Annotated in this window: 22 protein-coding genes; 13 read left to right on the top strand and 9 right to left on the bottom strand. The window is 70.7% G+C overall.

Going from position 1 to position 23,591, the window contains the following annotated elements:
• Positions 1 to 82: 82 nt before the first annotated feature.
• The gene (locus NIE111_RS17205) at positions 83 to 1,990 is read left to right on the top strand and encodes an ABC transporter permease (RefSeq protein ID WP_238685352.1); all 1,908 of its coding nucleotides are present in this window, start codon (positions 83 to 85) and stop codon (positions 1,988 to 1,990) included.
• 86 nt (positions 1,991 to 2,076) lie between these two features.
• Here the strand turns inward: NIE111_RS17205 and NIE111_RS17200 are convergent, their stop codons facing one another.
• Positions 2,077 to 3,024 carry a GNAT family N-acetyltransferase gene (locus NIE111_RS17200; protein WP_238685351.1) on the bottom strand — a complete coding sequence of 316 codons (948 nt, stop codon included), beginning with the start codon at positions 3,022 to 3,024 and terminating at the stop codon, positions 2,077 to 2,079.
• On the bottom strand, positions 3,021 to 3,632 hold the full coding sequence (locus NIE111_RS17195) for a dihydrofolate reductase family protein (RefSeq protein ID WP_238685350.1): 612 nt from the start codon (positions 3,630 to 3,632) through the stop codon (positions 3,021 to 3,023). Before NIE111_RS17195 ends, NIE111_RS17200 begins: the two co-directional genes overlap by 4 nt.
• A gap of 137 nt (positions 3,633 to 3,769) precedes the next feature.
• On the opposite strand from NIE111_RS17195, the gene NIE111_RS17190 reads away from it, so the two are divergent.
• A complete protein-coding gene (locus tag NIE111_RS17190; protein ID WP_238685349.1) occupies positions 3,770 to 4,651 on the top strand; it encodes a LysR family transcriptional regulator in 882 nt (293 codons plus the stop codon).
• A gap of 9 nt (positions 4,652 to 4,660) precedes the next feature.
• On the opposite strand, the gene NIE111_RS17185 is transcribed toward NIE111_RS17190, so the two are convergent.
• The gene (locus NIE111_RS17185) at positions 4,661 to 5,305 is read right to left on the bottom strand and encodes a TetR/AcrR family transcriptional regulator (protein ID WP_238685348.1); all 645 of its coding nucleotides are present in this window, start codon (positions 5,303 to 5,305) and stop codon (positions 4,661 to 4,663) included.
• A gap of 56 nt (positions 5,306 to 5,361) precedes the next feature.
• Between NIE111_RS17185 and NIE111_RS17180 the strand changes: the two genes are divergently transcribed.
• The 3 genes from NIE111_RS17180 to NIE111_RS17170 are packed head-to-tail and all read left to right on the top strand — an operon-like array spanning position 5,362 to position 6,937.
• Positions 5,362 to 5,655: a hypothetical protein gene (locus tag NIE111_RS17180; protein ID WP_238685347.1), complete on the top strand. Its 294-nt coding sequence runs from the start codon at positions 5,362 to 5,364 to the stop codon at positions 5,653 to 5,655.
• Positions 5,655 to 6,557 carry a class I SAM-dependent methyltransferase gene (locus tag NIE111_RS17175; RefSeq protein ID WP_238685346.1) on the top strand — a complete coding sequence of 301 codons (903 nt, stop codon included), beginning with the start codon at positions 5,655 to 5,657 and terminating at the stop codon, positions 6,555 to 6,557. Before NIE111_RS17180 ends, NIE111_RS17175 begins: the two co-directional genes overlap by 1 nt.
• Positions 6,554 to 6,937, top strand: coding sequence for a hypothetical protein (locus tag NIE111_RS17170; RefSeq protein WP_238685345.1), 384 nt, complete (start codon positions 6,554 to 6,556; stop codon positions 6,935 to 6,937). Before NIE111_RS17175 ends, NIE111_RS17170 begins: the two co-directional genes overlap by 4 nt.
• 39 nt (positions 6,938 to 6,976) lie before the next feature.
• Here NIE111_RS17170 and NIE111_RS17165 read toward each other — a convergent pair whose 3' ends face one another.
• The 4 genes from NIE111_RS17165 to NIE111_RS17150 all read right to left on the bottom strand — a co-directional run bounded on the left by NIE111_RS17165 (position 6,977) and on the right by NIE111_RS17150 (position 12,718).
• Positions 6,977 to 7,873: a helix-turn-helix domain-containing GNAT family N-acetyltransferase gene (locus tag NIE111_RS17165; RefSeq protein WP_238685344.1), complete on the bottom strand. Its 897-nt coding sequence runs from the start codon at positions 7,871 to 7,873 to the stop codon at positions 6,977 to 6,979.
• Between the two features lie 176 nt (positions 7,874 to 8,049).
• Positions 8,050 to 10,368 (bottom strand): hypothetical protein, encoded by a 2,319-nt coding sequence (locus tag NIE111_RS17160; RefSeq protein ID WP_238685343.1) that lies wholly within the window; start codon positions 10,366 to 10,368, stop codon positions 8,050 to 8,052.
• A 324-nt stretch (positions 10,369 to 10,692) separates the two neighbouring features.
• Positions 10,693 to 11,853 carry a low temperature requirement protein A gene (locus NIE111_RS17155; RefSeq protein ID WP_238685342.1) on the bottom strand — a complete coding sequence of 387 codons (1,161 nt, stop codon included), beginning with the start codon at positions 11,851 to 11,853 and terminating at the stop codon, positions 10,693 to 10,695.
• Positions 11,854 to 11,929: 76 nt separating this feature from the next.
• Positions 11,930 to 12,718 carry an SAM-dependent methyltransferase gene (locus NIE111_RS17150; RefSeq protein ID WP_238685341.1) on the bottom strand — a complete coding sequence of 263 codons (789 nt, stop codon included), beginning with the start codon at positions 12,716 to 12,718 and terminating at the stop codon, positions 11,930 to 11,932.
• 145 nt (positions 12,719 to 12,863) lie between these two features.
• Between NIE111_RS17150 and NIE111_RS17145 the strand changes: the two genes are divergently transcribed.
• Entirely contained in the window at positions 12,864 to 13,328 is a 465-nt protein-coding gene (locus tag NIE111_RS17145) for a DUF8243 domain-containing protein (RefSeq protein WP_238685340.1), read from the top strand.
• Positions 13,329 to 13,341: 13 nt separating this feature from the next.
• On the opposite strand, the gene NIE111_RS17140 is transcribed toward NIE111_RS17145, so the two are convergent.
• On the bottom strand, positions 13,342 to 15,738 hold the full coding sequence (locus tag NIE111_RS17140) for a glycoside hydrolase family 65 protein (RefSeq protein WP_238685339.1): 2,397 nt from the start codon (positions 15,736 to 15,738) through the stop codon (positions 13,342 to 13,344).
• Between the two features lie 170 nt (positions 15,739 to 15,908).
• Here NIE111_RS17140 and NIE111_RS17135 point away from each other — a divergent pair, with 170 nt between their 5' ends.
• Entirely contained in the window at positions 15,909 to 16,538 is a 630-nt protein-coding gene (locus tag NIE111_RS17135; protein ID WP_238685338.1) for a phosphatase PAP2 family protein, read from the top strand.
• 146 nt (positions 16,539 to 16,684) lie between these two features.
• On the opposite strand, the gene NIE111_RS17130 is transcribed toward NIE111_RS17135, so the two are convergent.
• Entirely contained in the window at positions 16,685 to 17,362 is a 678-nt protein-coding gene (locus NIE111_RS17130; protein ID WP_238685426.1) for a prepilin peptidase, read from the bottom strand.
• Between the two features lie 854 nt (positions 17,363 to 18,216).
• On the opposite strand from NIE111_RS17130, the gene NIE111_RS17125 reads away from it, so the two are divergent.
• Genes NIE111_RS17125 through NIE111_RS17100 form a run of 6 tightly spaced genes read left to right on the top strand, consistent with a single transcriptional unit; the run spans position 18,217 to position 23,544 of the window.
• The gene (locus NIE111_RS17125; protein ID WP_274531218.1) at positions 18,217 to 18,726 is read left to right on the top strand and encodes a hypothetical protein; all 510 of its coding nucleotides are present in this window, start codon (positions 18,217 to 18,219) and stop codon (positions 18,724 to 18,726) included.
• Entirely contained in the window at positions 18,720 to 19,646 is a 927-nt protein-coding gene (locus tag NIE111_RS17120) for a hypothetical protein (protein ID WP_372488348.1), read from the top strand. The genes NIE111_RS17125 and NIE111_RS17120 overlap by 7 nt, the downstream gene beginning before the upstream one ends.
• The gene (locus NIE111_RS17115; protein WP_238685336.1) at positions 19,643 to 20,302 is read left to right on the top strand and encodes an SAF domain-containing protein; all 660 of its coding nucleotides are present in this window, start codon (positions 19,643 to 19,645) and stop codon (positions 20,300 to 20,302) included. The genes NIE111_RS17120 and NIE111_RS17115 overlap by 4 nt, the downstream gene beginning before the upstream one ends.
• Before the next feature lie 2 nt (positions 20,303 to 20,304).
• Positions 20,305 to 21,105 (top strand): CpaE/TadZ family protein, encoded by an 801-nt coding sequence (locus NIE111_RS17110; protein WP_238685335.1) that lies wholly within the window; start codon positions 20,305 to 20,307, stop codon positions 21,103 to 21,105.
• Positions 21,095 to 22,642 carry a TadA family conjugal transfer-associated ATPase gene (locus NIE111_RS17105; RefSeq protein ID WP_238685334.1) on the top strand — a complete coding sequence of 516 codons (1,548 nt, stop codon included), beginning with the start codon at positions 21,095 to 21,097 and terminating at the stop codon, positions 22,640 to 22,642. The genes NIE111_RS17110 and NIE111_RS17105 overlap by 11 nt, the downstream gene beginning before the upstream one ends.
• Entirely contained in the window at positions 22,597 to 23,544 is a 948-nt protein-coding gene (locus tag NIE111_RS17100) for a type II secretion system F family protein (RefSeq protein ID WP_372488352.1), read from the top strand. Before NIE111_RS17105 ends, NIE111_RS17100 begins: the two co-directional genes overlap by 46 nt.
• Positions 23,545 to 23,591: the final 47 nt, after the last annotated feature.

Genomic DNA, 23,591 nt, shown 5'->3' with positions numbered 1-23,591 from the left:
GCCGTCGGGGCCCGGCTCCCTCACCGCGGTCCAGCGGCGGCTGGGTCGTGACTGGCGACTCGCGGCACTGTTCCTGGCACCGATGGCCGTGCTGGTCGGCGGGCTCGTTCTCGTGCCGATCGCCCGTTCGATCATCACCAGCACCACGGAACGGCACGGGCAGGACAGCGTCTTCGTCGGCCTGGACAACTACCTCGCGCTCGTCGGCGACGACCAGTTCCACACCGGCGTGGTGAACTCGTTCGTCTTCACCGCGTACGCCGAGGTTTTCAAGGTCGTGTTGGGGTTGGCCGCGGCCCTGCTGCTGCACCATCGCCGCCGTGGGCGGGCCGTGCTGGCCGGGCTGCTCCTGGTGCCCTGGGTGGTGCCGACGGTGGTGACGGCGTTCAGCTGGCGCGCGCTGCTCGACCCGATCTTCGGCAGCGTCAACACGCTGCTCACCGCGACCGGGATCGGGCCGCTGCTGGCCAGCGCGCACCTGGTCGACAGTTGGCCCGCCGGCTGGTTGTCCGACCCGTCGCTGGCTATGCCGTCGGTGATCCTCGTCAACGTCTGGAAGGGGGTGCCGTTCTTCACAGTGTGTTTCCTCGCGGGGTTGAAGGCCATCCCGGCAGACCTCTACGAGGCGGCAACCATCGACGGCGCCTCGGCGTGGCAGCGATTCAGAAGCGTGACGCTGCCCGGACTGCGCCATGTGATCACCGTGACGGTGACCCTGTCGTCGATCTGGACGTTCAACAACTTCGACCTGGTCTGGTTGCTGACGCAGGGCGGCCCCGGCGACGTGACAGCGCCGTACGTGCTCATCGCCTACTCGAAGGCCATCCTGCAGCTCCAGTACGGCGCGGGCGCGGCGGTCACGCTCGTCATGCTGCCGATCATCGGCGGGCTGGTGTTCGTCCTGGTCCGGTTGTTGCGCCAGGACACCAACATCAAACTGCCCCGGCGACGCCGGACAGCGCGGTGGACCGGGACAGGGCAGTGGGCTCTGAAGGCACGGAAGGCGCTGCCGTGGGTCGTCGCCGCGCTGGTCACCGGTCTGCTGGCCTGGGCGTCACCGCAGATCTTCTGGAAGGCGGCGGTGGTCCTCGGTGTGATGCTGCTGATCGCGGCGGGGGTCGGCCGGGTGGTCTCGACCCTCCAGTCCCGAGGTGGTCGCCGTTCGTCGTCGGCGGTGTCGGGCCTGGGTTCCTGGGCGGCGCTGGCCGGCTTGCTGTTCTTCGTGCTGGGCCCGCTGTACTGGATCGCCGTCACGGCCTTCAAGTCCGAGGGTCAGGTCGTCATGCGTACCGACGACCTGTGGCCGACCCCGTGGACCCTTGAGCAGTTCGGCGCCCTGTTCGACAACCAGCCGTTCGGCCGCTGGTATCTCAACACCCTGCTGGTGTCCGCGGCGTCGACAGCCGTGGCACTGGTCTGCGCAGCGCTGGCGGGCTACGCGCTGGCCCGGCTGCGGTTCCGCGGGGCGCAGGGCTTCACCGTCACTGTGCTGCTCACCTACGTGATGCCGGGCGCGCTGCTGTTCATCCCGCTGTACCAGATGCTCATCGGCGCCCGGCTCACCGACTCGTTGTGGTCTCTGGTGGTGACGTACCCGACCTTCACGCTGCCGTTCGCCACCTGGCTGCTCGTGGGGTACTTCTCGTCGATCCCCATCGAGCTGGAGGAGGCCGCGTTGGTCGACGGCTGCAGCCGCATCCAGGCGTTCGGCAAGGTGGTGCTGCCGCTGGCCAAGCCAGGGCTGCTGGCGGTCGCGCTCTTCACCCTGACCAACGCCTGGAACGAGTTCCTCTTCGCCTTCGTGTTCATCACGAAGGACGAGTACAAGACGCTCCCGGTGGGGATGCAATCGATGATCGCCGGGGACGTCGTGCCGCAGGGACAACTCGCCGCGGCGTCGCTGCTGGTCAGCATCCCCGTGGTGATCATGTACGCCCTCGGGCAGCGCTTCCTGACCGAAGGGCTCACCGCGGGCGCGGTCAAGGGCTGAGTTCGTGCTGTGAACCGGACGGGCCGCTGGTGCCGATCGCGCACCAGCGGCCCCGCACGAAACGCTCCCCTACGGCACTCCGCCGGTCACCGCCAGGCCATGTTGATGGCCCGCTCGAAGTTGACGTAACCGGCGCGGGCGAAGGCCTGTGCCATGGGTGCGTTGCCCACGTCGGTGGCCGCGCGGATGCGTGGGACGCCCTCGGCGGCAAGGGCTCGGGTGCCTTCGGCGAGAAGGCCGTCGACGTACCCGTGGCCCCGGTGTTCGGGGACGACGCCGAGGTAGGCGATCACCGGGTGGTAGGCGTTGCGGACCGGGACGACGAACCCGACGGGCTCGCCGCTCTCGCCCAACGTGCCGATGCGCCACCACTCGCGAGGGCTGGAGTACGTGGCGAGTTCCTGCTCGTAGTGCTTGAGCGCGGCCTCGTGCGGCGACATCTGCGCCAGGTCGGTACGGCTGTGCGCGTCCAGGGTCCCGTCGAGTGCGCGGGTCATCAGCGCGAGCAGTTCGTCGGTGTCCAGGGCCGGGCGGAAGGCCAGTCGCTGATCCGGCGTGGGCAGGCCGGCCGCGGGGTGCCACTCCAGGCGTAGGCGTTCGACAGTCAGGCGGGCGCCGGTGCTCTCGAGAACGCCCATCCTGGTACGCACGGCCCGGTAGGTGTCCGGGTTCTCCCGCCAGTCCGCCGGGATGAATCGGCCGTATCCGGGAGGGACCGTGCCGGGTGCCAGGACCTGCTTCGCGGCGGTCTCGTACAACGCCTGTGCCACCTCGGTCAGATCCTCGGCGGTGTCGTCGACGTCGAGGATGTCCAGCAGCAGCGGAGCGGTGTCGTCGCCACGGCCCCACCAGGCGACCCTGGCCAGCAGTCGGTCGCCGCGCACTGCCACCCACATCCACTCCGGTCGGCGGCGCTTGTCGGCAAGGTCGTCGTCGAGCTCGTGATTGATGGTGTACGGCAGGCGGTTGAACAGGGCGATCTCGTCCGGCCCGGTGATGGGACGGATCGTGACGTCCTCCCGGGACATGGTCATGCGGACGTGTTTCCGGTCTGTGTGCGCGTGTAGGTGAGGAAGAGGGCGCCACTGTCCAGAACGGTGTGGTCGGTCAGGCGCCAGGTGCGCGGTGCGAAGACGGCGTCCCGGCCGAAGAGCGGGATACCGGCGCCAATTGTCAACGGGGCAAGCTTGATGATCAGCTGGTCGATCTCGGGGTAGAGGGCACCGGCCAGCGCGCCGCCGCCGATCACCCAGACGTCCTTGCCGTCGTGCCGCTTCAGCTCTCGTACCGTGGCAATCGGGTCCTGGCCGATGACCTCGACGGCCGGGTCCGGGCTGCTGCCCAGCGTGCGGGAGAACACCAGGTGGCGCAGGTGCGGGTACGCGTCGGTCACGCCGGCCTTCAGGCCCACCTCGTAGGAGTAGCGCCCTTCCAGCACTGTGTCGAACCGGCTGCCCTGGTCGGTGATGCCGAACGCCTGCCGGGCCGGACCGGGGAGGGTCTCCGGATATTCGCTGATGAGGTGGTGCAGGTAGTCGTCCGGGATGGGCCAGAAGCCGTCGGGGCCGGTGGGGTCGGCGCCGTCAGGACCGGCGATGAAGCCGTCCAGTGTGGCGGCGATGTAATACACGAGCTTGCGCACGACGATCTCCTCGTTCAGGCTGCCGGATGCTGTTCAGCGGCGACGTCCATCAGCCTGCCGGGCGAGGCACCGGGCTACAAGATCAGAACTGGTAACGTGCCATAACCCTTCGCTAATGCGTGGATCGGGAACAGTGCATGGAACTCCGCGACATCGAGATCTTTCTGACCCTGGCGGAGGAACTGCACTTCACCCGCACCGCCGAGCGGCTGCACGTGACCCAGGCCCGGGTCAGCCAGGCGATCAAGAAGCAGGAACGTCGGATCGGCGCCGCGCTGTTCGAGCGGAACAACAGGCAGGTCACACTCACGCCGATCGGCCAACGGCTCTTCGATGACATTCAGCCCATGTACCGAGGTCTGCACGAGGGCATGGACCGGGCCAGGCTCGCGGCTCGCGGCAAGACCGGGGTGCTGCGGGTCGGGTCGATCGCCGTCAACCTCCACGATCTCCGCGAGTTGTTCGACGGGTTCGCGAAGGACCACCCTGACTGCGAGGTGCAGCTGCGCCATGTCGACTTCGGCGATCCCTTCGGTCGGCTGCGCGCCGGCGACATCGACGTGCAGATCGTGTGGCTGCCCGTCAAGGAACCGGACCTCACCGTCGGCCCGGTGATCTACACCGAACCCATCGTGCTGGCCGTCGGGGTGACCCACCGGCTGGCCGGCCGGAAATCGGTCTCCTACGAGGACCTGGCGGACGAGACGGTCATGGGCGGGGCCCGGCCGGACTACTGGCGGGAGATCCTGGTGCCCGTACGCACACCCAGCGGACGGTTGATACCGATCGGCCCGTCGGTCTCCAACTTCCAGGAGATGATCCCGATCCTCGTCACCGGCGAAGCCGTCTCGCCGGTGCACGCCCAGGCCGCCCGCTACTACGCGCGGCCGGACATCGCCTACGTGCCCATCCACGACGCCCCGCCGGGTCGGTGGGGGCTGATCTGGCGTACCGGCAGCGAGACCGAGCTCATTCGATCCTTCGCCGGCATCGCGCAGGGTCTCCAGTCCGTCGAATAGCCCGCCGCGTTACCCGGCGCTGGCGATGATCGCGCCGCTGACGGTGTCCACATACCACCGCTGGTACTGCTCGATCGTCCATCCGCGTTGCCTGACGAACCAGTCGAAGTTGCGCACGTCCTGGGCCAACCAGAGGATGTCGGCCACCTGATCGACGCTCAGGTCGGGGCGTACGCCTCCGGTGCCGACGAGTTCGGCGGCGAACATGCCCATGCCGCGGCGGCGGTCGTCGACGTTCTTGCGCCAGATCTCGGCGACGTCTGGATCGGCAGTGGCCGCGCCGGCCAGCGCCAGCATCACCTGGGCCTGCCGGGCGTTGACCTCGGCCAGGTGACGGGCGTAGCGGACGAGCTTGGCCCGGGGGTCGGCGAGGGCGCGGATCTCGGCGACGAAGGGCCGGTCCGGCAGGGCCACCGGTTCGTCGTCGCCGGCCAGTGTGACGTCGACCAGTTGGGAGAGCAGTTGCCGCTTGCTGCCGAACACCGCGTACAGGGTCTGGACCGCGACGCCGGCTTCCACGGCGACAGCGGTCAGCGGTGTGGCCGCGTAGCCCGGGTCGACGAACAGCCGGCCAGCCGCTTCGAGGATCGTTCGCCGCGTCTGTCGGGCCTGCTCCTGTCGGCGCGAAGAGTCATAACGTCGCTTGACAACCACCTCCCAAGTGTAGTGCTCTATTGGATAGAGGCTCACTCTATCGAGAGGTGACGGTCATGCCGTTCGGTGTGTTGCAGGAGATGCCCGGCGTCAGCGAGGCGGAGTACCGGCAGGTGGAACGCCACCTCGGACCGGACCGACCGCCGGGTCTCCTCGCCCATGTCGCCGGGCCGACGGAGGACGGCTGGCGGATCATCAACATCTGGCAGGACGAGGCGGCATTCCGCCGGTTCCAGTCCGAACGGCTGGTCCGGGCTGCTGGCCTGGCGGCACAGGAGGATGGCTTCGACCCGACGAAGGCGGCTCACTTCCGCTCGGTGAGCGTCGACGGCGCCGAGATGCCGTTCTGATGGCCGACACCGCCAGCCTGCGGGCCCGCGGCGCCGCTTTCTGGGCGGGCGCGGCAGCTGGCTGGATTCGCCACGCCGATCGGCAGGACGAGACCGGTCGGCCGCTGGGAGCGGCGGCCATGGATCGACTGGCCGCACGACCCGCCGAACGAATCCTCGATGTGGGCTGCGGCTGCGGCGGCACCACAGCCGAGATCGCCGCCGCAGTCGGCGGGACCGGCGCGGCGATCGGTGTCGACATCGACGAGGCGATGGTGACCGCCGCGCGACGCCGGTTCCCCACCGACGGGCACCCGGGCCTCCAGTTCCACGTGGCCGACATCGAGACTCTCGATGTCGTGCCGGGTGCCCCGTTCGACGCGGCGTTCTCACGAATGACCCTGATGCTGTTGGCGGACCCGGTTGCCGGCTGCCGCACGATCCGGCGATCACTGCTCCCGGGAGGGCGCCTCGCCGCGACCGTCTTCCGCGACAGCGGCGTCAACCCGTGGCTGTCCGCGGCGATGCTCGGCGCCGCACCGCATCTCGGACCGTTGCCACCGCTCCCGGTCGGTGACGAGCCCGGTCCGTTCGCGTTCGCCGACCCGGCGCGGCTCGTCCGGATCCTCACCACCGCCGGCTTCACCGCCGTCACAGTCACACAGTGCGATGTCGCCCTGGAAACACCGGACGACGCCGACGCGGTGGCCGAATGGCTCATCGAGGTCGGCCCGGCCGGTGCCGCGTACCGGGCGGCTCCGCCGGCTGGTCAGGCTTCGGCCCGGGCGGGGTGCGCCCGGCTGCTCGGCCGGTTCCGTGAGCCTGGCGTCGGCTACCGGCTGCCCACCGGCCTCTGGCACGTCACCGCGAACGCCGCCGAAACCCCTACCCACCACGAAGCCCGTGAGGACAACATCCAATGAGTACGTTCCGACCGCTCGCACCAGCCCTCTGCCTCATGTTCGCCCTGACGGCGTGCACCGAGGCCGACGCGCCCGAGCCCGCTGCGGCGCCAGACACGACACGGTCGACCAGCGCGGCCGGCTCCACTCCGGCCGACGGCTCTGCGGTGTCGGCGAAGGACGTGTGCGCCTACCTGGACGGCCAGGTGCCGACGCTCAAGGGGATCGGGTCCGAGACCGGCGCGATGGCCAACCTCACAGTGAACCTCTATTCCTGGTACGAGAAGCAGGGCCCCGTACCCAACGGCCGTGACATCGACGACCAGACCCGCAAGGAATGCCCGGCGACCCGGACCGAGGTGCTGAAACTCGCCGGCATGGAGAGCTTCGAGCGGCTGTAGCCGCCGCGAACGCGACGCCCGATCACCGGACGGTGGCCGTCACTGCCTGAGCCGCTTCTCGAACCAGTGGTGGGCGTAGCGCTCGGTGTTGTACGCCTCGATCTCCCGGTAACCGGTCGCCCGGTACAGGGCGATCGCCTCGGTGAGGTTGCGGTTGGTGTCCAGCCGGACCGCTGTCGCACCGCGCTCGGCGGCGTACCGTTCCAACTCGCCCAGCAGCCGCCGCCCGACGCCGAGCCCGCGGACGGTGTCGGCCACCCACACGCGTTTGATCTCGGCGGGCGCGTCGGTGTGGAGTTTGACAGCGCCGCAGCCGATCGGTTCGCTGTTGAGGGTGGCGAGCAGGAGCACCCCGTTGGGCGGGACGAGCGCTTCGTCGTGGACCGGGTTGCTCAGTGCGGGGTCGAACCCGTCGTCGAATCGTCGCGCGATGTCGCGGGCGTAGGCCCGCAGACACGCGCGGGCACGCGGGTCGCTCGGCGGGCATGGCTCGATGACGACCATCGAGCCGATGAGCAGCCGTTCGACCTCGGCCATGGCGGTGACGAGTCGTTCGCGGCGGTGTTCGGTGAGCGGTTCGAGGATCGAGGCGGCGAGATCGTCCGACCGCCGGTCGAGGTCGGCCCACTGGGTCCGGCCGGCGTCGGTGAGCGTGGCGACGCGGACCCGGCCGTCGCCGCCGGTCTGGTCGCCTGGTCCGACGGTGATGAGGCCGTCGTTCTCCAGGGTGCGCAGGAGTCGGCTGAGATGTCCGGAGTCCAGGCCGAGCCGGGCCCGCAACGCGGCCACCTCAGCACCGGCGGGGCCGATCTCCCAGAGCAGCCGGGCCTGCCCCAGCGGGCGCCCCTGGGCCATGTACTCGTCGTCGAGCGCACCCACCCGTTGGGTGACAGTCCGGTTGAACCGCCGCACGGCGGCGAGAAGAGCCGAGTCCATATGCCTGACTTTAGTCAGGCTTCTAGCCTACGCGCCAGCTCGGTGGCCGGGCCGGGGGCGTTGACCGGCGGGCGGCCCTTCACCCACCGACACGGCGATGGCGGGCAATCCCCTCCTCCACGCTTGGGAACCACCGCTGCGTGCCGCCGTAGGCCAGCGGCACGCAGCGGACCTGGTCAGTTGTCCCAGTCGACGATGAAGGTGTGCTCGTTCCAGCCCGACAGGGTGCCGTCGGCGCTCCGACTACGGATCTTCAGAGTGTGGTAGCCGGATTGGGTCGGGGTGTAGCTGAGAGAGATCTTCCCGTCCGCCCCGGCGGGGACCGTGGTCTCCGGTCCGCTCCGGAAATTAACCTGGAACTGGTAGACGAACTCGGTGACGTTCGGCATCTGCGGCTGAACGTCGAAGGTGCCCTCTACGCCGACACCGCCGCCGGTTCTCCACGCGGGGTAGACAGTGGAATTTACCTGCGGTGCGCTTGAGACGTAAAAGCTGGTTCCCGAACCGCCGGAGAGAGCGCCAGTGGCGTTGCGGGCCTGCACCCCGAGGTAGTAGCTGCCGTCCTCGGTCGGGGTCCAGGTGAGCCGACCGACTCCGTCCGGCCCGGCTTGCAGGACATGCTTCTCCTCATCCGGCGCCAGCGACCAGACGTACTCCGTCACACCTGGCATCCGGGAGGTGAAGGTGAAGGTCATCGCCTGCCCGGGCTTTCCCTGCTCGGGGCCGGTGATCTCCGGGCTCACCTCATCGGGTCGGGCGTACGGCTCCGCGACGGCCGACAAGACGCCGCCCGCAGTGCGGCTGCGTACCTTGAGTTCCAGTGGCCACATCGCCATCGAGGGCACCCAGGTGAAGCTCGCCGTTCCGTCGGCCGCCGCGGGCACTGTCGTCTTCTCCGGCTCGTCGTTGAACCAGTACTCGTACTCGATCACGTCGGGCATGCCCGGGCTCAGCGAGACGGTGCTGACCTTCCCCATCATCAGATCCCCGTCGAACTGCACAGTGGGTGCGGTGTCGACGGTGAAGGTGTAGGTACGCCACGCACTGAGCGCGCCACTCGCGTCGCGGGTACGCACCCGTAGCGTGTTCAGCCCACCCACGCTGGGCGTGATGGTCACCGTGGTCGGCCCGTCCGAGGCGACCTGAGCGGTCTGATTCGCTCCCTCGTTGACCTGGTAGATGAACCGGGTCGCGCCCTCCTGACTGCTGGTGAACCGGAACTCACCGGGCACCCCGATCCCGCCGGCGGGGCCCCAGGGCGTGTAGAGCCAGGACTCGACCGTGGGCCGGGTGTCCCGCACCCAGTAGTTGTAGTAATTGACGTCGGAGGTGTTACCGGCCCGGTCGACGCTCTGCACCGTCAGGTACTGCTGGCCCGCATCCTCCGGTCGCAGGGTGATCGTCGCCGTTCCACCCGGACGGTCGGCCTTGACGTCGGTCTCCGGCCAGTGCCGGCCCCACCGGAAGGCGACCACATCGTCGTCGTTGGCGGTGAAGGTGAACTTCCCCGCGAGGCCGACGTCACCGGTCGGCTGGTCGGCGTTGGGATACTCCGGCGAGGTCACGGTGGGCGTGCTGGGTGCCGTGGTGTCGACGGTGAAGTAGCACGTCCGCGTCCATGGCGACGTGGCGTCACCGTCGTCGGCCTGGAGCTGCCAGGCGTAGGTCCGGCCCTGCTCGAAGCTCAGGTCGAGGTAGTAGGTGGAGAAGCTGACGTTGGGCCAGTGTGAGTAGGTCCGGCTGACCCGCTCCTGACGCTGGCTCTCATCGTCGACCGGCCAGACTGCCAGTCGTCCGAGCTTGTCCTCTTCCACGCCATCGGCGTCGTCCGGCAGCACGGCGTAGATGTCGGTGCTTGTCGCCGGTAACCAGAGGCCCGGCGCCGAGGTCGCGCAGGGGCGGCCACCCAGAGCGAGGTCGGTCGGCCGGGGCGGTGGCGTGTTGTGGTGCACGGTCAGGGTCGCACTGCTGGCGTACCGCCGGCCGTACCGCTCGTCGGTCTCCTTGTTACCGGCCACCCGAACGGCGAGGGTGAGCGTCTCCTGGTCGTTCTTCGCCGCCCAGGTGAGCGCCTTGCCGACGTCGAACTTCGCCTCCGCCACCGCGCAACCCGACTCGGGCACGCCAGCGCTCGCCACCCGGAACTTCTGGGCCGGCTGATAGTCCCACCGCGAGTCCTCGCTGTAGGGGTCGGTGACCCACACCTCGACCGCACGGTGTCCGCAGTCGTTCGCGTGCGTTTCGTTGGCCGCGAGAGTGGCGCTGATGATCTGCTTGCCTCGAAGGGCGGCGACGTCGAAGGTGAAGTAGGAGCGGGTCACGTGCTTCCCGCTCGGATCGACGGTGGCGCCGACCGGTAGGTCACCGGACGGGTTCGGGAAGGTCTGGTCCGGGGTGGCGCGGTCGACGTAGCCGCGCAACTGTGGCTCGATGGTTGCCGTCGGTTGGTACGTGTTCTCCTCGGCGGCCTGGGCTGCGCCGGCCGGGACCGACATCCCCACAGACAGGCTGCCGACAATCGCCACGCTGAGCGCGGCCCGCGTGACCCGGGCCCCGCTCAGGCTTCTCGGGCCCGACGTCCGGAGCCACCGGCGTCGGTGATGGTGGGTCAAGGCTCCTCCTCGTTGTCGCCCTGCACTAAGGCGGCGGCAAGATCATGGCAGGAGACCCCCTGTCCGCGTCTTCTCACATTCGGCGGTGGAATCGCGCTTTACGGGCGTGAGCAGCACCTGGGGCAGCACGGATGGCGAAACAAGAGATGAAGCGGTGAGCTGAATCAGGCCATCCGGTGGATGGGTGGTCGGAGCTGATTTCGGTCGTCAGCGGGTTCGCTCGTGGCGGTAGGACCGGATGCCGGCGTGATCCAGGACCACCACCACGAGCACCACCCCGGTGGCGACCGCGCTGACCGCCACCAGCGGCAGCCGCACGACGGCTGCCGCACCCGCCAGCACGACCAGGGCGGCGACCCGGGGCCAGGAGAGTCGCCGGTGGATCGCCGCCGAGAACAGAATCCGCCCGACGAGAAACAGCAACGGGCCGCTCAGGATGACCACGACCGCGACGGTGTCACCGGTGCGCAGAGGGTGGGCGATGCTCAGCTCGGCGCCGACGGCGGTGACCACCAGCCCGGCGATCATCACGAGGTGCAGGTATCCGGTGGTGACACCGAGTCGGGACGGGTCGGCGTGCTCGATGGCCGGGCCGAGGCGCTGACCGGCAGGCGTGACGTAGAGCAGACCGATCAGCACCGCGGCGGCGAAGACCAGCAGGAACGCGGCGGTCTGCGGGAGGGCGAGGTCGCTGTCGGCGTACGACAGGCCGGCCACCAGGACGAGCTCACCGAGCGCGATGATCATGATTTGTTGGTACCGCTCGGCGAAGTGCTCACCGGCGAGATGCAACTCCTGCGGACCGGTCCGACCCATCAGTGGAGTGGGCCAGCCGAGGCGCGGGCCGGTGAGATCGATGGCGAGGGCGAGCAGCCAAAGCGGCACCCGCCACTCCGGCAGAAACCCACCGACCAACCACGGTACGGCCGACACGCTGAACCAGCAGAGGATGCGCAGCGCCCGGCTCTGCCTCGGGTGGCCGCGTAGCGCCAGGGCGGTGACCACGCCCCGGGCGATGTGCACCGAGACGTACGCGCCGGCGAAGAGCAGGCCCCGCCCGTCGAACGCCTGCGGGATCGCCGCCCCGGTCAGCAGACTGCCCAGCGCGGCACCGACCAGCAGCCACCGGACGGCAGGGCTTTCCGGGTCGTACCAGTCGGCGAACCAGGTGGTGGTCACCCAGATCCACCAGACGCCGGTCAACAGCACTGCGGCGTGCAACGCGCCGACCACGCTGAGGTCGTGCAACAGGTGGGCGGCCAGCTGACTGAGGGCGAGCACGAACGCCAGGTCGAAGAACAACTCCAGGAACGAGGCGCTCAGCGGCGAGTCACTTCCCCGCAGCAGCCGTTCGGGTCTGCTCGCCATCGGCGCTTCCTCCTCCGGTGGCACGCGCTGCGTCCGTCGTACCACCCGAAGCCCGCCGCTGACGGCGAAAGCGCTGTCAGCGGCGGACGCCGACCCCCGCGTACCCGTGGGCGTCCACGGTCTCCGGCTCGCCGTCCGGTCGCCACCGGGTGGTGGCGACCAGGCCGGGTTCCACCAGGTCGTACCCGGCGAAGAAGCGTGCCGTCTCGGCGCGCGTCCGGGGCACCAGCGGTGCGCTGCTGTTGCGGTAGACGGCCTGGCCGCGCTCGGCCAGTTCCGGCGAGATGCCGTCCAACGTCAGGTGGGACAGCACCAGGTGACTGCCGGGCACTGTGGCGTCGCGTAGCCGGGCGATCGCCGCCCACGGGTCGTCCTGGTCCGGCACGAAGTGCAGCACCGCGAGGAGCAGCACCGCCACCGGTTGGTCCAGGTCGAGGGTGGCCCGCACGTCCGGGTGGGCCAGCAGCTCGTCCGGCCGCCGCAGGTCGCCCTGAACGACAGCGGTGGCGGGTACACCGGTCAGCAACTGCCGGGCGTACCCGACGGCCACCTCGTCGTAGTCGACGTAGACCACCCGCGCGTCGGGCGCCACGGCCCGCACCACCTCGTGCACGGCATCCTGGGTGGGCAGCCCGGCGCCAATGTCCAGGAACTGGCGTACGCCCTGCTCGGCGGCGTACCGGACGGCTCGGCGCAGGAAGTGCCGGTTCGTCTGAGCGGCGACCCCGGTCTCCGGGAAGATCTCCAGCACCCGGTCGGCGGCGGCCCGGTCGGCCGGGAAGTTGTGGCTGCCCCCGAGGAAGTAGTCGTACATCCGGGCGACGTTGGGTCTGGTGGTGACGTCAGGTGCCGGCTGATCGGTCATGCGGGATCCCTTCGGCGGCGAGCGCGAATCTCGATGTCTAGCACCCGCGGCGACGACCCGCTGACCCCTCGTGTCGTTGATCCGGCTGCGCCCATGGTCACCGCTGACCACGGTGGGGGCACCGACTCAACGAGGAGGGACGCCGATGACCGCTCAGCGCGAGACAGTGCAGGTCGACAACGACCTGTTCCGCGCCGTGTACGACTCGCCCGCATCACTGCCCGGCCGACACCGCTGGACCACCCCCGAGTCGGACGTCCGGCGGCTGGAGAAACTGCTCGGCATGCCGGCGCGCAGCATCGGCGCCCCGCTCTGGGTCAGCGGCGACGAACCCGACTGCCCGAAGTGCCGCCGGCGGGTCACCTGGTACGACATCGTCTCGTCGGCGCTCTCCGGCCTGCACGACAAGGCCATGATCGCCACGGTCATCCTGGGCGAGCGCAAGTACGTCAACACCGAGATCCCGGATGCCATCGCCGGGGTGCGCTGCTCCGACTGTCACACAGCTATCGACGGTCTGCGCAGCTTCAAGTGCCACAACTGGGCGTACGCCTTCGAGGCGCTGGAGGCCGTCCGCGAGCGGATGGCCGGCGGTCCCGCGTCGATCTGAGGCGGCAGCGGGCTCAGTCGGCCGAGCGGCGGGTGGGGCGGCGGCCGGGCGGGGAGGGCGGCTCCGGCCCGGGGTCGGGCACCGGTGGCATCTGCCGGGTGACCGGCGCGGCACCGGTGACCCGCAACGACTCGCCGTGGTGCCACAGCTCGACCTCGGCATCCGCGGCGGCGTCGGGCAGCTCGTAGCGGGCCTCGGCTGGAGTCAACGTGACCCGCAGCCGGTGGCCGCGCCAGCGCAGGCTGAACGCCAGCCGGTCGATCCGGCGCGGCAGCCGGGGGTCGAAGGAGAGCACCCTCCGATCGTCGCGCAGCCCACCGAAGCCCTGCACCAGCGCCAGCCACGCGCCGGCCAGCGAGGCCAGGTGCAGCCCGTCGGCGGTCTTGTCACCCAGGTCGGCCAGGTCCTGCAGGACAGACTCGGCGAACAGGTCGTACGCCAGATCCAGGTGCCCGACCTCGGCGGCCAGCACGGCCTGCGGTGCCGCCGACAGCGACGAGTCGCGGACCGTTCGGGCCTGGTAGTAGGCCAGGTTGCGGGCCTTCTCGTCGGCGGTGAACTCACCGGGGCAGAGCTGCATGGCCAGCACCAGATCGGCCTGCTTCACCACCTGCTTGCGGTACAGCTCCAGGTACGGGAAGTGCAGCAGCAGTGGATAGTCGTCGCCGCCGGTGTTCGCGAAGTCCCATTCGGGCTGGTCGGTGAAGCCGGCGGCCTGCTGGTGCACCCCGCGCTCGCTGTCGTACGGGACGGCCATCGCGTCGGCGGCGGCCCGCCAGCCGGCCACCTCGTCACGGCCCACGCCGAGCCGGCCGGCCAGCTCGGGATGCGCCTCGGCGGCGTCCGCCGCGCCGCGCAGATTGCGCTTCGCCATCAGGTTGGTGAACACGTTGTCGTCGACCAGTGCCGCGTACTCGTCCGGGCCGGTAACCCCGTGCAGGTGGAAGTCGCCCTCGTCGGACCAGTGGCCGAAGCCGTGCCAGAGCCGGGCGGTTTCCACCAGCAGTTCCAGCCCCGCCTCCGCCAGGAACCGCTTGTCGTCGGTGGCCGCCAGGTAGCGCAGCACCGCGTCGGCGATGTCGGCGTTGACGTGCAGCGCGGCGGTGCCCGCCGGCCAGTAGCCGGAGCATTCCCGGCCGCCGATGGTGCGCCACGGGAAGGTCGCGCCGGTCAACCGCAGCTCGGCGGCCCGCTCCCGCGCCTCGGGCAGGTGGGCGTGCCGCCACCTCAACGCCGAGCGGGCCACCGTCGGAGCCAGGTAGGTCAGCACCGGCAGGACGTAACTCTCGGTGTCCCAGAGGACGTGCCCGTCGTAGCCGTTGCCGGTCAACCCCTTGGCCGAGATGGTCCGGTCGGAGTCCGGGCGACCGGCCTGGATCAGGTGGAACATCGCGAACCGAACGGCCTGCTGAAGCTCCGGATCGCCGTCGAGCTGCACGTCGGCGACCTGCCACGCCGCGTCCAGGGCGGCGCGCTGGTCGGTGAGCAGGGCGGCGAAGCCGTCCGCGCGCGCCGCGTCCGCCTCGGCGGCGACCAGGGCGGCCAACTCGTCGGCGGGCGTCGCGTCGAGCGCCGCCCACTCGTAGGCGGCGAACTTCGTCAGCCGCAACCGCTCCCCCGGGTGCAGGCGACCCGTCACTGTCAGTCGTACCCGGTCCGGGGTGCAGTCACCGCTGGTCGTCACAGTGCCCGGGCACTCCAGCACATGACTGACAGCGACCGCGACGCGCTGGCCGCTGCGCTCGGTGCGGTGCACCAACACGCCGTCGAGGCCTGTCGCACGGTACGTCTCGGCGGTCAGCGGGTCGGTGGGCACCGAGGCGGCCCGAGGGTCGTCCGAACGCTCCGGCACCTTCTCGTTGGCCAGCAGATCCGAACAGACCCGCAGCTCGACGGCGGTGTCCAACGGCTCGACCTCGTACCGGACGGCGGCCACCGGGCGACGCGGCAGGGACACCAGCCGGGTGCTGCGGATGCGTACGCCCCGCCCGGCCGGCGAGATCCACTCGGTCTCCCGGCGCAGCACGCCGGTACGCAGGTCGAGCACCCGTTCGTGGCTGCGCAGCGTCCCGGTCCGGAGGTCCAACGGCTCGTCGTCGACCCAGAGTCGGATCAGCGCGGCGTTCGGTGCGCTGATGACGGTGTCACTGGCTTGCGGGAACCCGTACCCCTCCTCGGGATAGCTCAGCTCGCGCCGCTCGTGGAAGCCACTGACGTAACTGCCCGGCATCCCGCACGGGGCACCCTCGTCGAGCACCCCGCGCCAGCCGATCCACCCGTTGCCCAACGCGAAAATCGACTCGGTTTCGCCGAGCCGGTCCACGTCGGCCTCCGTACGCCGGATCCGCCAGGTCTCGTCGTCCGCCGCAGCGGTGGACTGCTGTTGATCGGTGGCCGAACCGGTCTGCACGAGGCCTCCTGTCGATGTCGACGTCCTGCAACAGCCAACCAGAGCCGGCTGTGCGAATCCTGGACGAAGGTCTGAGGGACCACCCGACCTTCGACAGCAGCGATGCCCTCTGGCGCGTTCCTAGGGTGTGCCCAAGGTGAACAGGGTATGAACGTGAAGTGAGGTGATGCATGGTCGACAACGGCAGCATGGACGTTCCGGAGATCAGCGCTGAGTGGTACGACGACGTCGTCGACGCCGCCGCCGGCAGCCCAGAGCCGGTGCAGTGGTTCGTCGGACACGCCACCGAGGGGGTGATCCTGCTACTCGGCGCGCTGCTGGTGATGGCCGCGCTCAGCCGCCGGTCCGGCGGCCCGCACGATCGGGCACTCGCCCTGATCGCGCCGGTGCCGGCCCTCCTGGCGTACGTGGGCAGCGAGTTCTTCAAGACGGTGGTGGACCAGGATCGGCCCTGCCGGACGATCGGTCGGGAGATCATTGCGGGTGCCTGCCCACCGCCGGGCGACTGGTCGTTCCCCAGCAACCACGCCACCATCGCCGGTGCGCTGGCGGTCACCACGTTGCTGCTCTCCCGCCGACTCGGCCTGGTCGCGCTGCCTCTGGCCGCACTCGGCGCCTTCTCCCGGGTCTTCGTGGGCGTGCACTACCCGCACGACGTGATCGCTGGTGTGCTGTTCGGCGCCCTGGTCGCCGTGGTGGTCACGCCGTTGCTGGCCCGCCCGACCAGCGAGGTGCTCCGCCGACGCGCCAACCGTCCCGACAGCCCGGTCGCCAAACTGGCCAGCCGCTCCCGCCCCTAGCGGCAGCGCGACCTGGAGTGAGAGCGCGCCCCCTCGCCACGCCGATCTTGCACTTTCGGTTGTCGATATGAGCGGGACGCCCCTTATGCCGGGACAGGAATTGCAAGATCGCGGGGGCGGGGGCGGGGGCGGGGGCGGGGGCGGGGTCAGGTCGCTAGTAGGAGGGCGGCCGTTGTGCCGAGCAGCAGGAACGGGCCGAAGGGCAGGTGGGTGCTCCAGTTGACGCGGCGGGTGGCCAGCAGGGCCACACTCACCAGGGCGGAGAGCCCGAAGGTGAGCATCAGCCCGAACAGCAGCACCGGCCAGCCGTACCAGCCGAGCAGCGCGCCGACGCTGAGCGCCAGCTTGGCGTCGCCCAGCCCGAAGCCGCGGCGGCCGAGCAGCAGGGCGGTACTGGCGAAGAAGAGCGCCAGCCCTGCGCCGCCGATGACGGCTCGCAGCCAGTGGCCCGGGTCGGCGTCGAGCGCGGCCACGCCGAGCAGCAGCCAGGTCCCGGCCGCCGCGGGCAGTGTGAGCCGGTCCGGCAACCGGTGCACGGCCAGGTCGACGAGGATCGCCGGGATGGTCCAGCCGAGCCACCAGATCAGCGCCGGCAGCGCCCCGCCCGGCGGACCGGCGAACGCCAGCAGCACCGCCGCCGCGAGCACGGCCAGCTCGACGGTGGCCGGCGGTGGGCCGACCCGGGCGCGGCACTGACCGCACCGGGCCGCCGGGCCCAGCGCCGGCCAGGAGCGGGTCAGGCCGACCGGCGCACCGCAGGCGTCGCAGCCGGTCCGGCTGGGCAGACCCGGGGGTACGGCGTAGCGCAGCGCGGCCAGCCGCATCAGCGGACTGATCGCGAGGATCGCGAATACCGTCGGAACGTGGCTGCGTGCCACCGCCGAGGCGAGGCCCGCCGGTCGTTGGCTCGGCGAACCGGGCGTTGCCTGGCTTGGGGGTTCCGTCGTAGCACCGGACGGCGGGGGTGCCGGGCTCCGATCGGGTGGGTCCTCCCGACCGGGGATGGCCGCCGGGGGGCCGGTCAGCGCCATGTCGCCTCCATTGCGGCCAACTGCTCCCCCGCGATGCTGAACACGGATCGTGATTGAACGCTCGCAGCGGTGTAGCGGATGGCGCGGAAAGCGACGTGCCGACCGGAGCCTGTGAGCGCGCTTTCGACCGCTTCCACGTCAGGGGTGCCGTTGGACGCGGCAGCCCGCCGACAGGGTGCCGACGCCGCTCGAATGCCGGGATGAGACCACGATGTCCCACTCCCGCGACCGGTGGCGTGACTCCGGTCAACCCATCCGGAGCGGCGACGCCCCACCAATAACGACAGTTTTCTCGCCCATTGCCCCCGGAGCAGTGCGGACACCCACTACCACCACCTGTCATCACGCAGAGTGTTCGCTTGAATTGCCTCTGTTGCATCGGCGATCGTCAGCCTATGCTCGCCCCTTGGGTGTGACGCAAGCCTCACCTTCACCATCGGACGACACAGGACCCCGAATTTGTAAAAGATCCGTAACGGTGAATGCAGAAGCGCAATGAACGGCTCCGGATGTGCTGATCCGGGCGCGCTTCCGCATGCCCGACGGCGGTGAACCGTCACCGCCCCGGGCGACCACGAGGAGGCTCGACGGTGCGCGGACGGCAGCTCAGAAGAGCGGCAATCTGCCTGCTGCTGGGCGTGGCGGCGATGCCGGTCACCGCCTGCGCCAGCGGACGGGAAGCGGTCGAACGGCCGACGGAAGTCCGCGACAACGGACCCCGGACCGATTCCGACGTCGAACGACGCGCTGCCGAAAAGGCGGCTCTTGACGCGTACTCCGGGTATCTCGCGGCCTCGCGCGCGGCGGGCCTGCGCAGTGATCCGCGTTCGCCGGAACTGTCCCGGTTCCTCGGTGATCCACTTTTGACTCGGGTTCGGGTGTCCATTCGCGAGGCTAAGGAGCACGGCGCTATGCGTACCGGGACGTTCAAGTCCGAGCCGACCGTTACCGCCGTCAGCCTGGACGCGAAGCCGGCCACCGTGGAGATCCAGGACTGCCTGGACACGACCGGCTACCGGCTGGTCTACGCCAAGGACAAGCGCTCGGTCCCGGGCAGCGGTGGCGGCAGGCACCTCTCCACCGCCACCGCGACCCGCTATCCCGACGGCCGTTGGCTGATCAACTACGGTGCGACGCACCGGGACCAGCCGTGCTGAGCGGGGCCGCGACAACCCGACGGGTGCTCGCCGGGCTCGGCCTCACACTCCTGCTGGTGGCCGGTGCGGCCCCGCCGACCGCCGCCGCCCTACGGGCCGACCCGGGAGCGGGCTGCCCACCCGACCAACCCGACTGCAGCGTCTGGGACGACGAGCCCGGCAATCCCGGTGGTCCCGGGGGCGGCGGGGACGACGGCGGGGGTGGGGACGACGGCGGCGGTGGCGGCGGCGGCTGCCAGTGGAACGGGCGGACCATCCCCTGCTACGACGAGGACCTGGGCTGGTTCAACAACGGCGACGGGTGCTACTACAAGCTGACCGAGGGGCCGGTCGAGCCGCCCGAGGGTGAGCAGTGGTATCTGCAGACCTGCAACGGCGGCGACCTGGGTGCCCAGGTCGTGGTGTCGCTGGCCGACCCGCCGGCCGGCTTCGGCGCGCCGCCAGACCCGGAGGAACTGGCCCGTCGCGCCCTGGCGTCGATCAGCCTGCTGCCGGCGCGCCTGAAGGTGGCACCCCGCAAGGACATCGGTCCGGGCCTGGTCGGTCTGCCGGTGTGGATGTGGGCGACCCCGACCCCCAGCTACTTCGGCCCGCTGACCGCGTCCGCGTCAGACCGGGGCGTGACCGTCTCCATCGAGGCGAAGGTCGACCGGATCGTCTGGGACATGGGCGACGACGAGTACGTCACCTGCGACGGTCCCGGCACCCCGTACGACCCGAAGGGCAGTCGCGCCGGCCTCACGTCCCCCGACTGCGGCTACGACGAGGGCTACTCGGAGGCCGACACCTACGACGTCACCGCCACCACCCACTGGAAGGTGACCTGGCGCGGCGGTGGCGAGAGCGGAGAAATCCTGGTGACCCGAAACAGCGGCATCGTGCAGATCCAGATCAACGAACTCCAGGTGGTCACCAGATGAGCCTCGCGACGCGCAACGGGACCCCGTCGGTGGACGCACCCGTCAATCCGCCCACAGTGGTCCGCCAGCGCCGGGTCCGTCCCGGGCTGCTCGGTCTCGCCGTCCTCCTGATCGCGCTGGGCGGGCTGGGCGCGGCCTTCGCTGTCACCTCGGTCCGGGCCACCGGCAGCTATCTGGCGGTAGCCCGACCGGTGGAGGTGGGCCGGGAGATCAGCGCCGCCGACCTGGTCACCGTGCAGGTCGCCGGCGGCCAGGGGTTGCGCCCGGTGCCCGCCGCACGGCTCGACGAGGTGGTCGGCAAACGGGCCGCCGTCGCGCTGCTACCGGGCACGCTGCTCACACTGGGACAGGTCACCGACGACCCGCTGCTCGGCCCCGGCCAGCAGCAGATCGCGCTCGGCCTGAAGACCGCCCAGGTGCCGGCCCGCGAACTGCACCCCGGCGACAAGGTGCTGCTGGTCAGCACTCCGGACACCAATGCCGACAAAGACACGGCCGCCGCCGGCACCCGGTTCGCGGCCACCGTCATCGACATGGTCAGCCCGGCCACCGACGACAAGGTCCTGTACCTGGCGCTGATCATCCGTGACGTGCCGGCGGTGGTGGCGCTCGCCGCACAGGAACGGCTCGCCGTCGTGCTGACCGAGGCGGCCTGAGCATGGCGATCATCGCGCTGGTGTCCGCTAAGGGTTCGCCCGGCGTCACCACCTCGGCGCTGGCCTGCGCGCTGGCCTGGCACCGGCGGCTGGTGGTCGCCGAATGTGACCCGGCCGGCGGCTCGATCCTCGCCGGATACCTCGGCGGCCAACTGGACGGCCCGCGCGGCATCGGAGAGCTGGCAGTCGGCGAGTTGCGCGACGGCAACCTGGAAACCGCGTTCTGGTCCCAGCTGGTCGACCTGGACGCGCCCCGCCGGGAACGGCTGCTGCTGCCCGGCCTCGTCGACCCGGCCCAGGGCGGCAGCGTCACCCCCCTCTGGCAGCGCTTCGCCGACTACTTCGACGCCCTCGACCGCGGCACCCCCGGTTACGACGTCCTTGTCGACTGTGGCCGGCTGCACGTGACCGGGCCCCCGTGGCCGGTGCTGCGGGCCGCCTCGGTGGTGCTGTTGGTGACCCGGGCGAACCTGCCGGACCTCTCCGGCACCCGCGCGGTGGTCACCACTATGGAACGGGACTTCGCCGAGCATCGGGTGCCCCCGGGCACCCTGCGGCTGCTGCTGGTCGGCGACGGGCACGGGCGGTCCGAGATCAGCCGCGCCCTGAAACTGCCGGTCATCGCACGGCTGCCGCACGATCCGCGTACCGCCGGGGTGCTCGCCCTGGGCGGAACAGTGCGGGCCGGTCGGCCGCTGATGCGCGCGGCGGCCGCGCTGGAGGTCCCGATCGGGGCGCTCCTGGAACGGCGGCGGGCCCGGTTGGCGTGGCCCGTGCAGCAGGGGGTGCCGGATGCGGTTTGAGCCGGTCTCCACCGATCCGCGCCAGCAGCCACCGGCAGTGACCTCCACCGCGCCGCCCCTGGCCGTGCCGAATGGCCGGCACCACCAGTCCGGGCCGCAGCCGCAGCCGACGCCCGCGGCCAGCCCGCCACCGGAGGCGCCACCCCGGGCCCGGATGGACTTCCAGGTGGTCCGGGAGCTGCGCCGGGAACTCACCGAGCGGCTCACCCTCTGGCAGCGCGGCCGGGAGTTCACTGTCGACGAGGAGGACACCGAGCGGGCCCGACTCGCCGTCACAGTGGTCGCCGCGTACGCGGACTCGGTGCGCCGGGCCGGCACGCCGATGGCCGCCGGCGATGAACGCCTGCTGCTCGACCAGGTGACCGCCGAGTTGGTCGGGCTCGGCCGGCTCCAGACGCTGCTGGTCGACGACACCATCGAGGAGGTGCACATCCTCGGCTGCGACCAGGTGCGCATCACCCGGCACGGCGGCGGGGTGGACTGGGCCGAGCCGATCGCCGACAGCGACGCCGAACTGGTGGAGATCCTCCAGGCGGCGGCCCGTCGGGCGGGAGCGACCGAGCGGTCCCTCTCCACAGTGAAGCCCACCCTCGACCTGCAACTGCCCGACGGCAGCCGGCTGGCCGCGGTGTTCCTGGTCAGCCACCGCCCGTACGCGGTGATCCGTAAGCACAACACCCTGGACGTGAGCCTCGACGACCTCGCGGGCGCCCGGGGTGACCTGGACGAGATGATCGATCCGCTGCTGCGCGACTTCCTCCGCGCGGCGATGCGCGCCGGTCTGAACATCATGGTCGCCGGATTGGCCGGCGCCGGGAAGACCACTGTCATCCGGGCGCTGATGAACGAGATCCCGCAGGACGAGCCGTACGTGCTGCTGGAGGAGAGTCGGGAGCTGCTCCCGGCCCGCCGTCGGGAGCGGCACCGGGCGGTGATGAGCTTCGAGGCTCGGGAGGGCCACGGCGAGCGCGGCTTCGACGGGCGCCCAGCCGGTGAGGTGACAATCGCCGACCTGATCCCGCTGTCGCTGCGGATGGGCGTCCTGCGGATCATCGTGGGCGAGGTGCGATCCCGGGAGATCGTGCCGATGCTCCAGGCGATGACCACCAGCCGGGGGTCGATGTGCACCATCCACGCCCGTACCGCCGCCGGGGTGGGTGAACGGATCGTCGAGCTGGCCCTAGCGCACGGCCGCGAGATGACAGTCGACCAGGCCCGCCGAATGGCCGGCAACGCGCTCGACCTGATCGTCTACGTCACCATCGAGGACGAGACCGCGATCGGTGGGCGGAAGCACCGGTTCGTCTCGCATGTGGAGGAGGTGATCGGCGCCGGCGAAGCCGGTCGGATCACCACCACCACTGTCTTCGGGCCCGGCCCGGACGGTCGTGCGGTCCCCCGGCACCTGCCGGAGCGGGTCCGCGACCAGTTGCTGCGGGTGGGTTACGACGCGCGGCTGCTGACCCGGTGGGTCGAGGCCGGTGCCGGTGCCTGGCGGCGGCCACGGCAGACCCAACTGGCCCGGCGGGTGACCTGATGCTCGGCAGCCTGGAGTTGATCGCGGTGGTGTCCGGCGCCGCCTGTGTGGCCGGGCTGCTGCTGGCCGTGGTCGCGCTGGTCGGCACCCGCCGACCCCCCGGGCCGCGGCCGGGCAGCGGGCCGGGGCTGAGCCGACTGTGGCGTGGGCCGGGCAGCACCCCGGCCGAACAGCGGGGTTACCAGGCGCTGCTGGTGGCCGCACTGGTCGCCGGCGCGTTGGCGTTCCTGCTGACCGGGTTGCCGGTGGTGGGCCTGCTGGTGGCGGTGGCGGTGCCCGGCGCCCCGTGGCTGTTCGGAGTGGGAAAGGCCGAGCAGCGGGCGATCGCCCGGATCGAGGCGGTCGGCGAGTGGACCCGCCGACTCAAGGACGTCTCCGGCACCGGGCAGGGCCTCCAGCAGTCGATCATCGGCACGATCGGCAGCGTCCCACCCGGCGTCGAGGACGAGGTACGGCTGCTCGCCGCCCGCCTCCAGGCCGGCTGGATGGCCCGCTCCGCGCTGCTGGCGTTCGCCGACGAGATCGCCGACCCGGTCTGCGACCAGGTGGTCGCGGCGCTGATCCTGCACCTGTCGGACCGGGGTGAGCGGCTGGGTGACGTGCTCGGTTCGATCGCGGGTGCGGCGTCCGCGGAGGTGGCGACCCGTCGGGAGATCGAGGCCAAGCGCACCCAGCCCCGGTTCGCGGTCCGCTTCCTCACCGGGATGACGCTGGCGACCCTGGCGTACGGGCTGGTCAACACCGAGTACATCAGGCCGTACGGCACACCGGTGGGTCAGCTGGTGATGGCCGCCCTCGGCGCCGCCTTCATCGGCCTGCTGGCCTGGGTGCGGTCGATGAGCCAGCCGCAACGGCCGGCCCGGTTCCTGCCCGCGCCCAACCCGGCCGAGGTGATCGCGTGAGCGCGAGGAGTGCAGCGCAGCGGAGCCCCGCAGTCGCGAACGAAAGG

The organism is Micromonospora hortensis (assembly GCF_022230935.1).
Taxonomy (GTDB): domain Bacteria; phylum Actinomycetota; class Actinomycetes; order Mycobacteriales; family Micromonosporaceae; genus Micromonospora; species Micromonospora hortensis.
This window is presented reverse-complemented; position numbering and strand designations above follow the sequence as displayed.

Bases quoted from the DNA above. Each gene is read 5' to 3' on its own strand.
- NIE111_RS17150 (WP_238685341.1), bottom strand. From the start codon at position 12,718: ATGACCGATCAGCCGGCACCTGACGTCACCACCAGACCCAACGTCGCC.
- NIE111_RS17165 (WP_238685344.1), bottom strand. From the start codon at position 7,873: ATGGACTCGGCTCTTCTCGCCGCCGTGCGGCGGTTCAACCGGACTGTC.
- NIE111_RS17110 (WP_238685335.1), top strand. From the start codon at position 20,305: ATGGCGATCATCGCGCTGGTGTCCGCTAAGGGTTCGCCCGGCGTCACC.
- NIE111_RS17135 (WP_238685338.1), top strand. From the start codon at position 15,909: ATGGTCGACAACGGCAGCATGGACGTTCCGGAGATCAGCGCTGAGTGG.
- NIE111_RS17175 (WP_238685346.1), top strand. From the start codon at position 5,655: ATGGCCGACACCGCCAGCCTGCGGGCCCGCGGCGCCGCTTTCTGGGCG.
- NIE111_RS17125 (WP_274531218.1), top strand. From the start codon at position 18,217: ATGCCGGTCACCGCCTGCGCCAGCGGACGGGAAGCGGTCGAACGGCCG.
- NIE111_RS17105 (WP_238685334.1), top strand. From the start codon at position 21,095: ATGCGGTTTGAGCCGGTCTCCACCGATCCGCGCCAGCAGCCACCGGCA.
- NIE111_RS17130 (WP_238685426.1), bottom strand. From the start codon at position 17,362: ATGCGGCTGGCCGCGCTGCGCTACGCCGTACCCCCGGGTCTGCCCAGC.
- NIE111_RS17145 (WP_238685340.1), top strand. From the start codon at position 12,864: ATGACCGCTCAGCGCGAGACAGTGCAGGTCGACAACGACCTGTTCCGC.
- NIE111_RS17115 (WP_238685336.1), top strand. From the start codon at position 19,643: ATGAGCCTCGCGACGCGCAACGGGACCCCGTCGGTGGACGCACCCGTC.
- NIE111_RS17205 (WP_238685352.1), top strand. From the start codon at position 83: ATGGCCGTGCTGGTCGGCGGGCTCGTTCTCGTGCCGATCGCCCGTTCG.
- NIE111_RS17190 (WP_238685349.1), top strand. From the start codon at position 3,770: ATGGAACTCCGCGACATCGAGATCTTTCTGACCCTGGCGGAGGAACTG.
- NIE111_RS17155 (WP_238685342.1), bottom strand. From the start codon at position 11,853: ATGGCGAGCAGACCCGAACGGCTGCTGCGGGGAAGTGACTCGCCGCTG.
- NIE111_RS17200 (WP_238685351.1), bottom strand. From the start codon at position 3,024: ATGACCATGTCCCGGGAGGACGTCACGATCCGTCCCATCACCGGGCCG.
- NIE111_RS17170 (WP_238685345.1), top strand. From the start codon at position 6,554: ATGAGTACGTTCCGACCGCTCGCACCAGCCCTCTGCCTCATGTTCGCC.
- NIE111_RS17160 (WP_238685343.1), bottom strand. From the start codon at position 10,368: ATGTCGGTCCCGGCCGGCGCAGCCCAGGCCGCCGAGGAGAACACGTAC.
- NIE111_RS17180 (WP_238685347.1), top strand. From the start codon at position 5,362: ATGCCGTTCGGTGTGTTGCAGGAGATGCCCGGCGTCAGCGAGGCGGAG.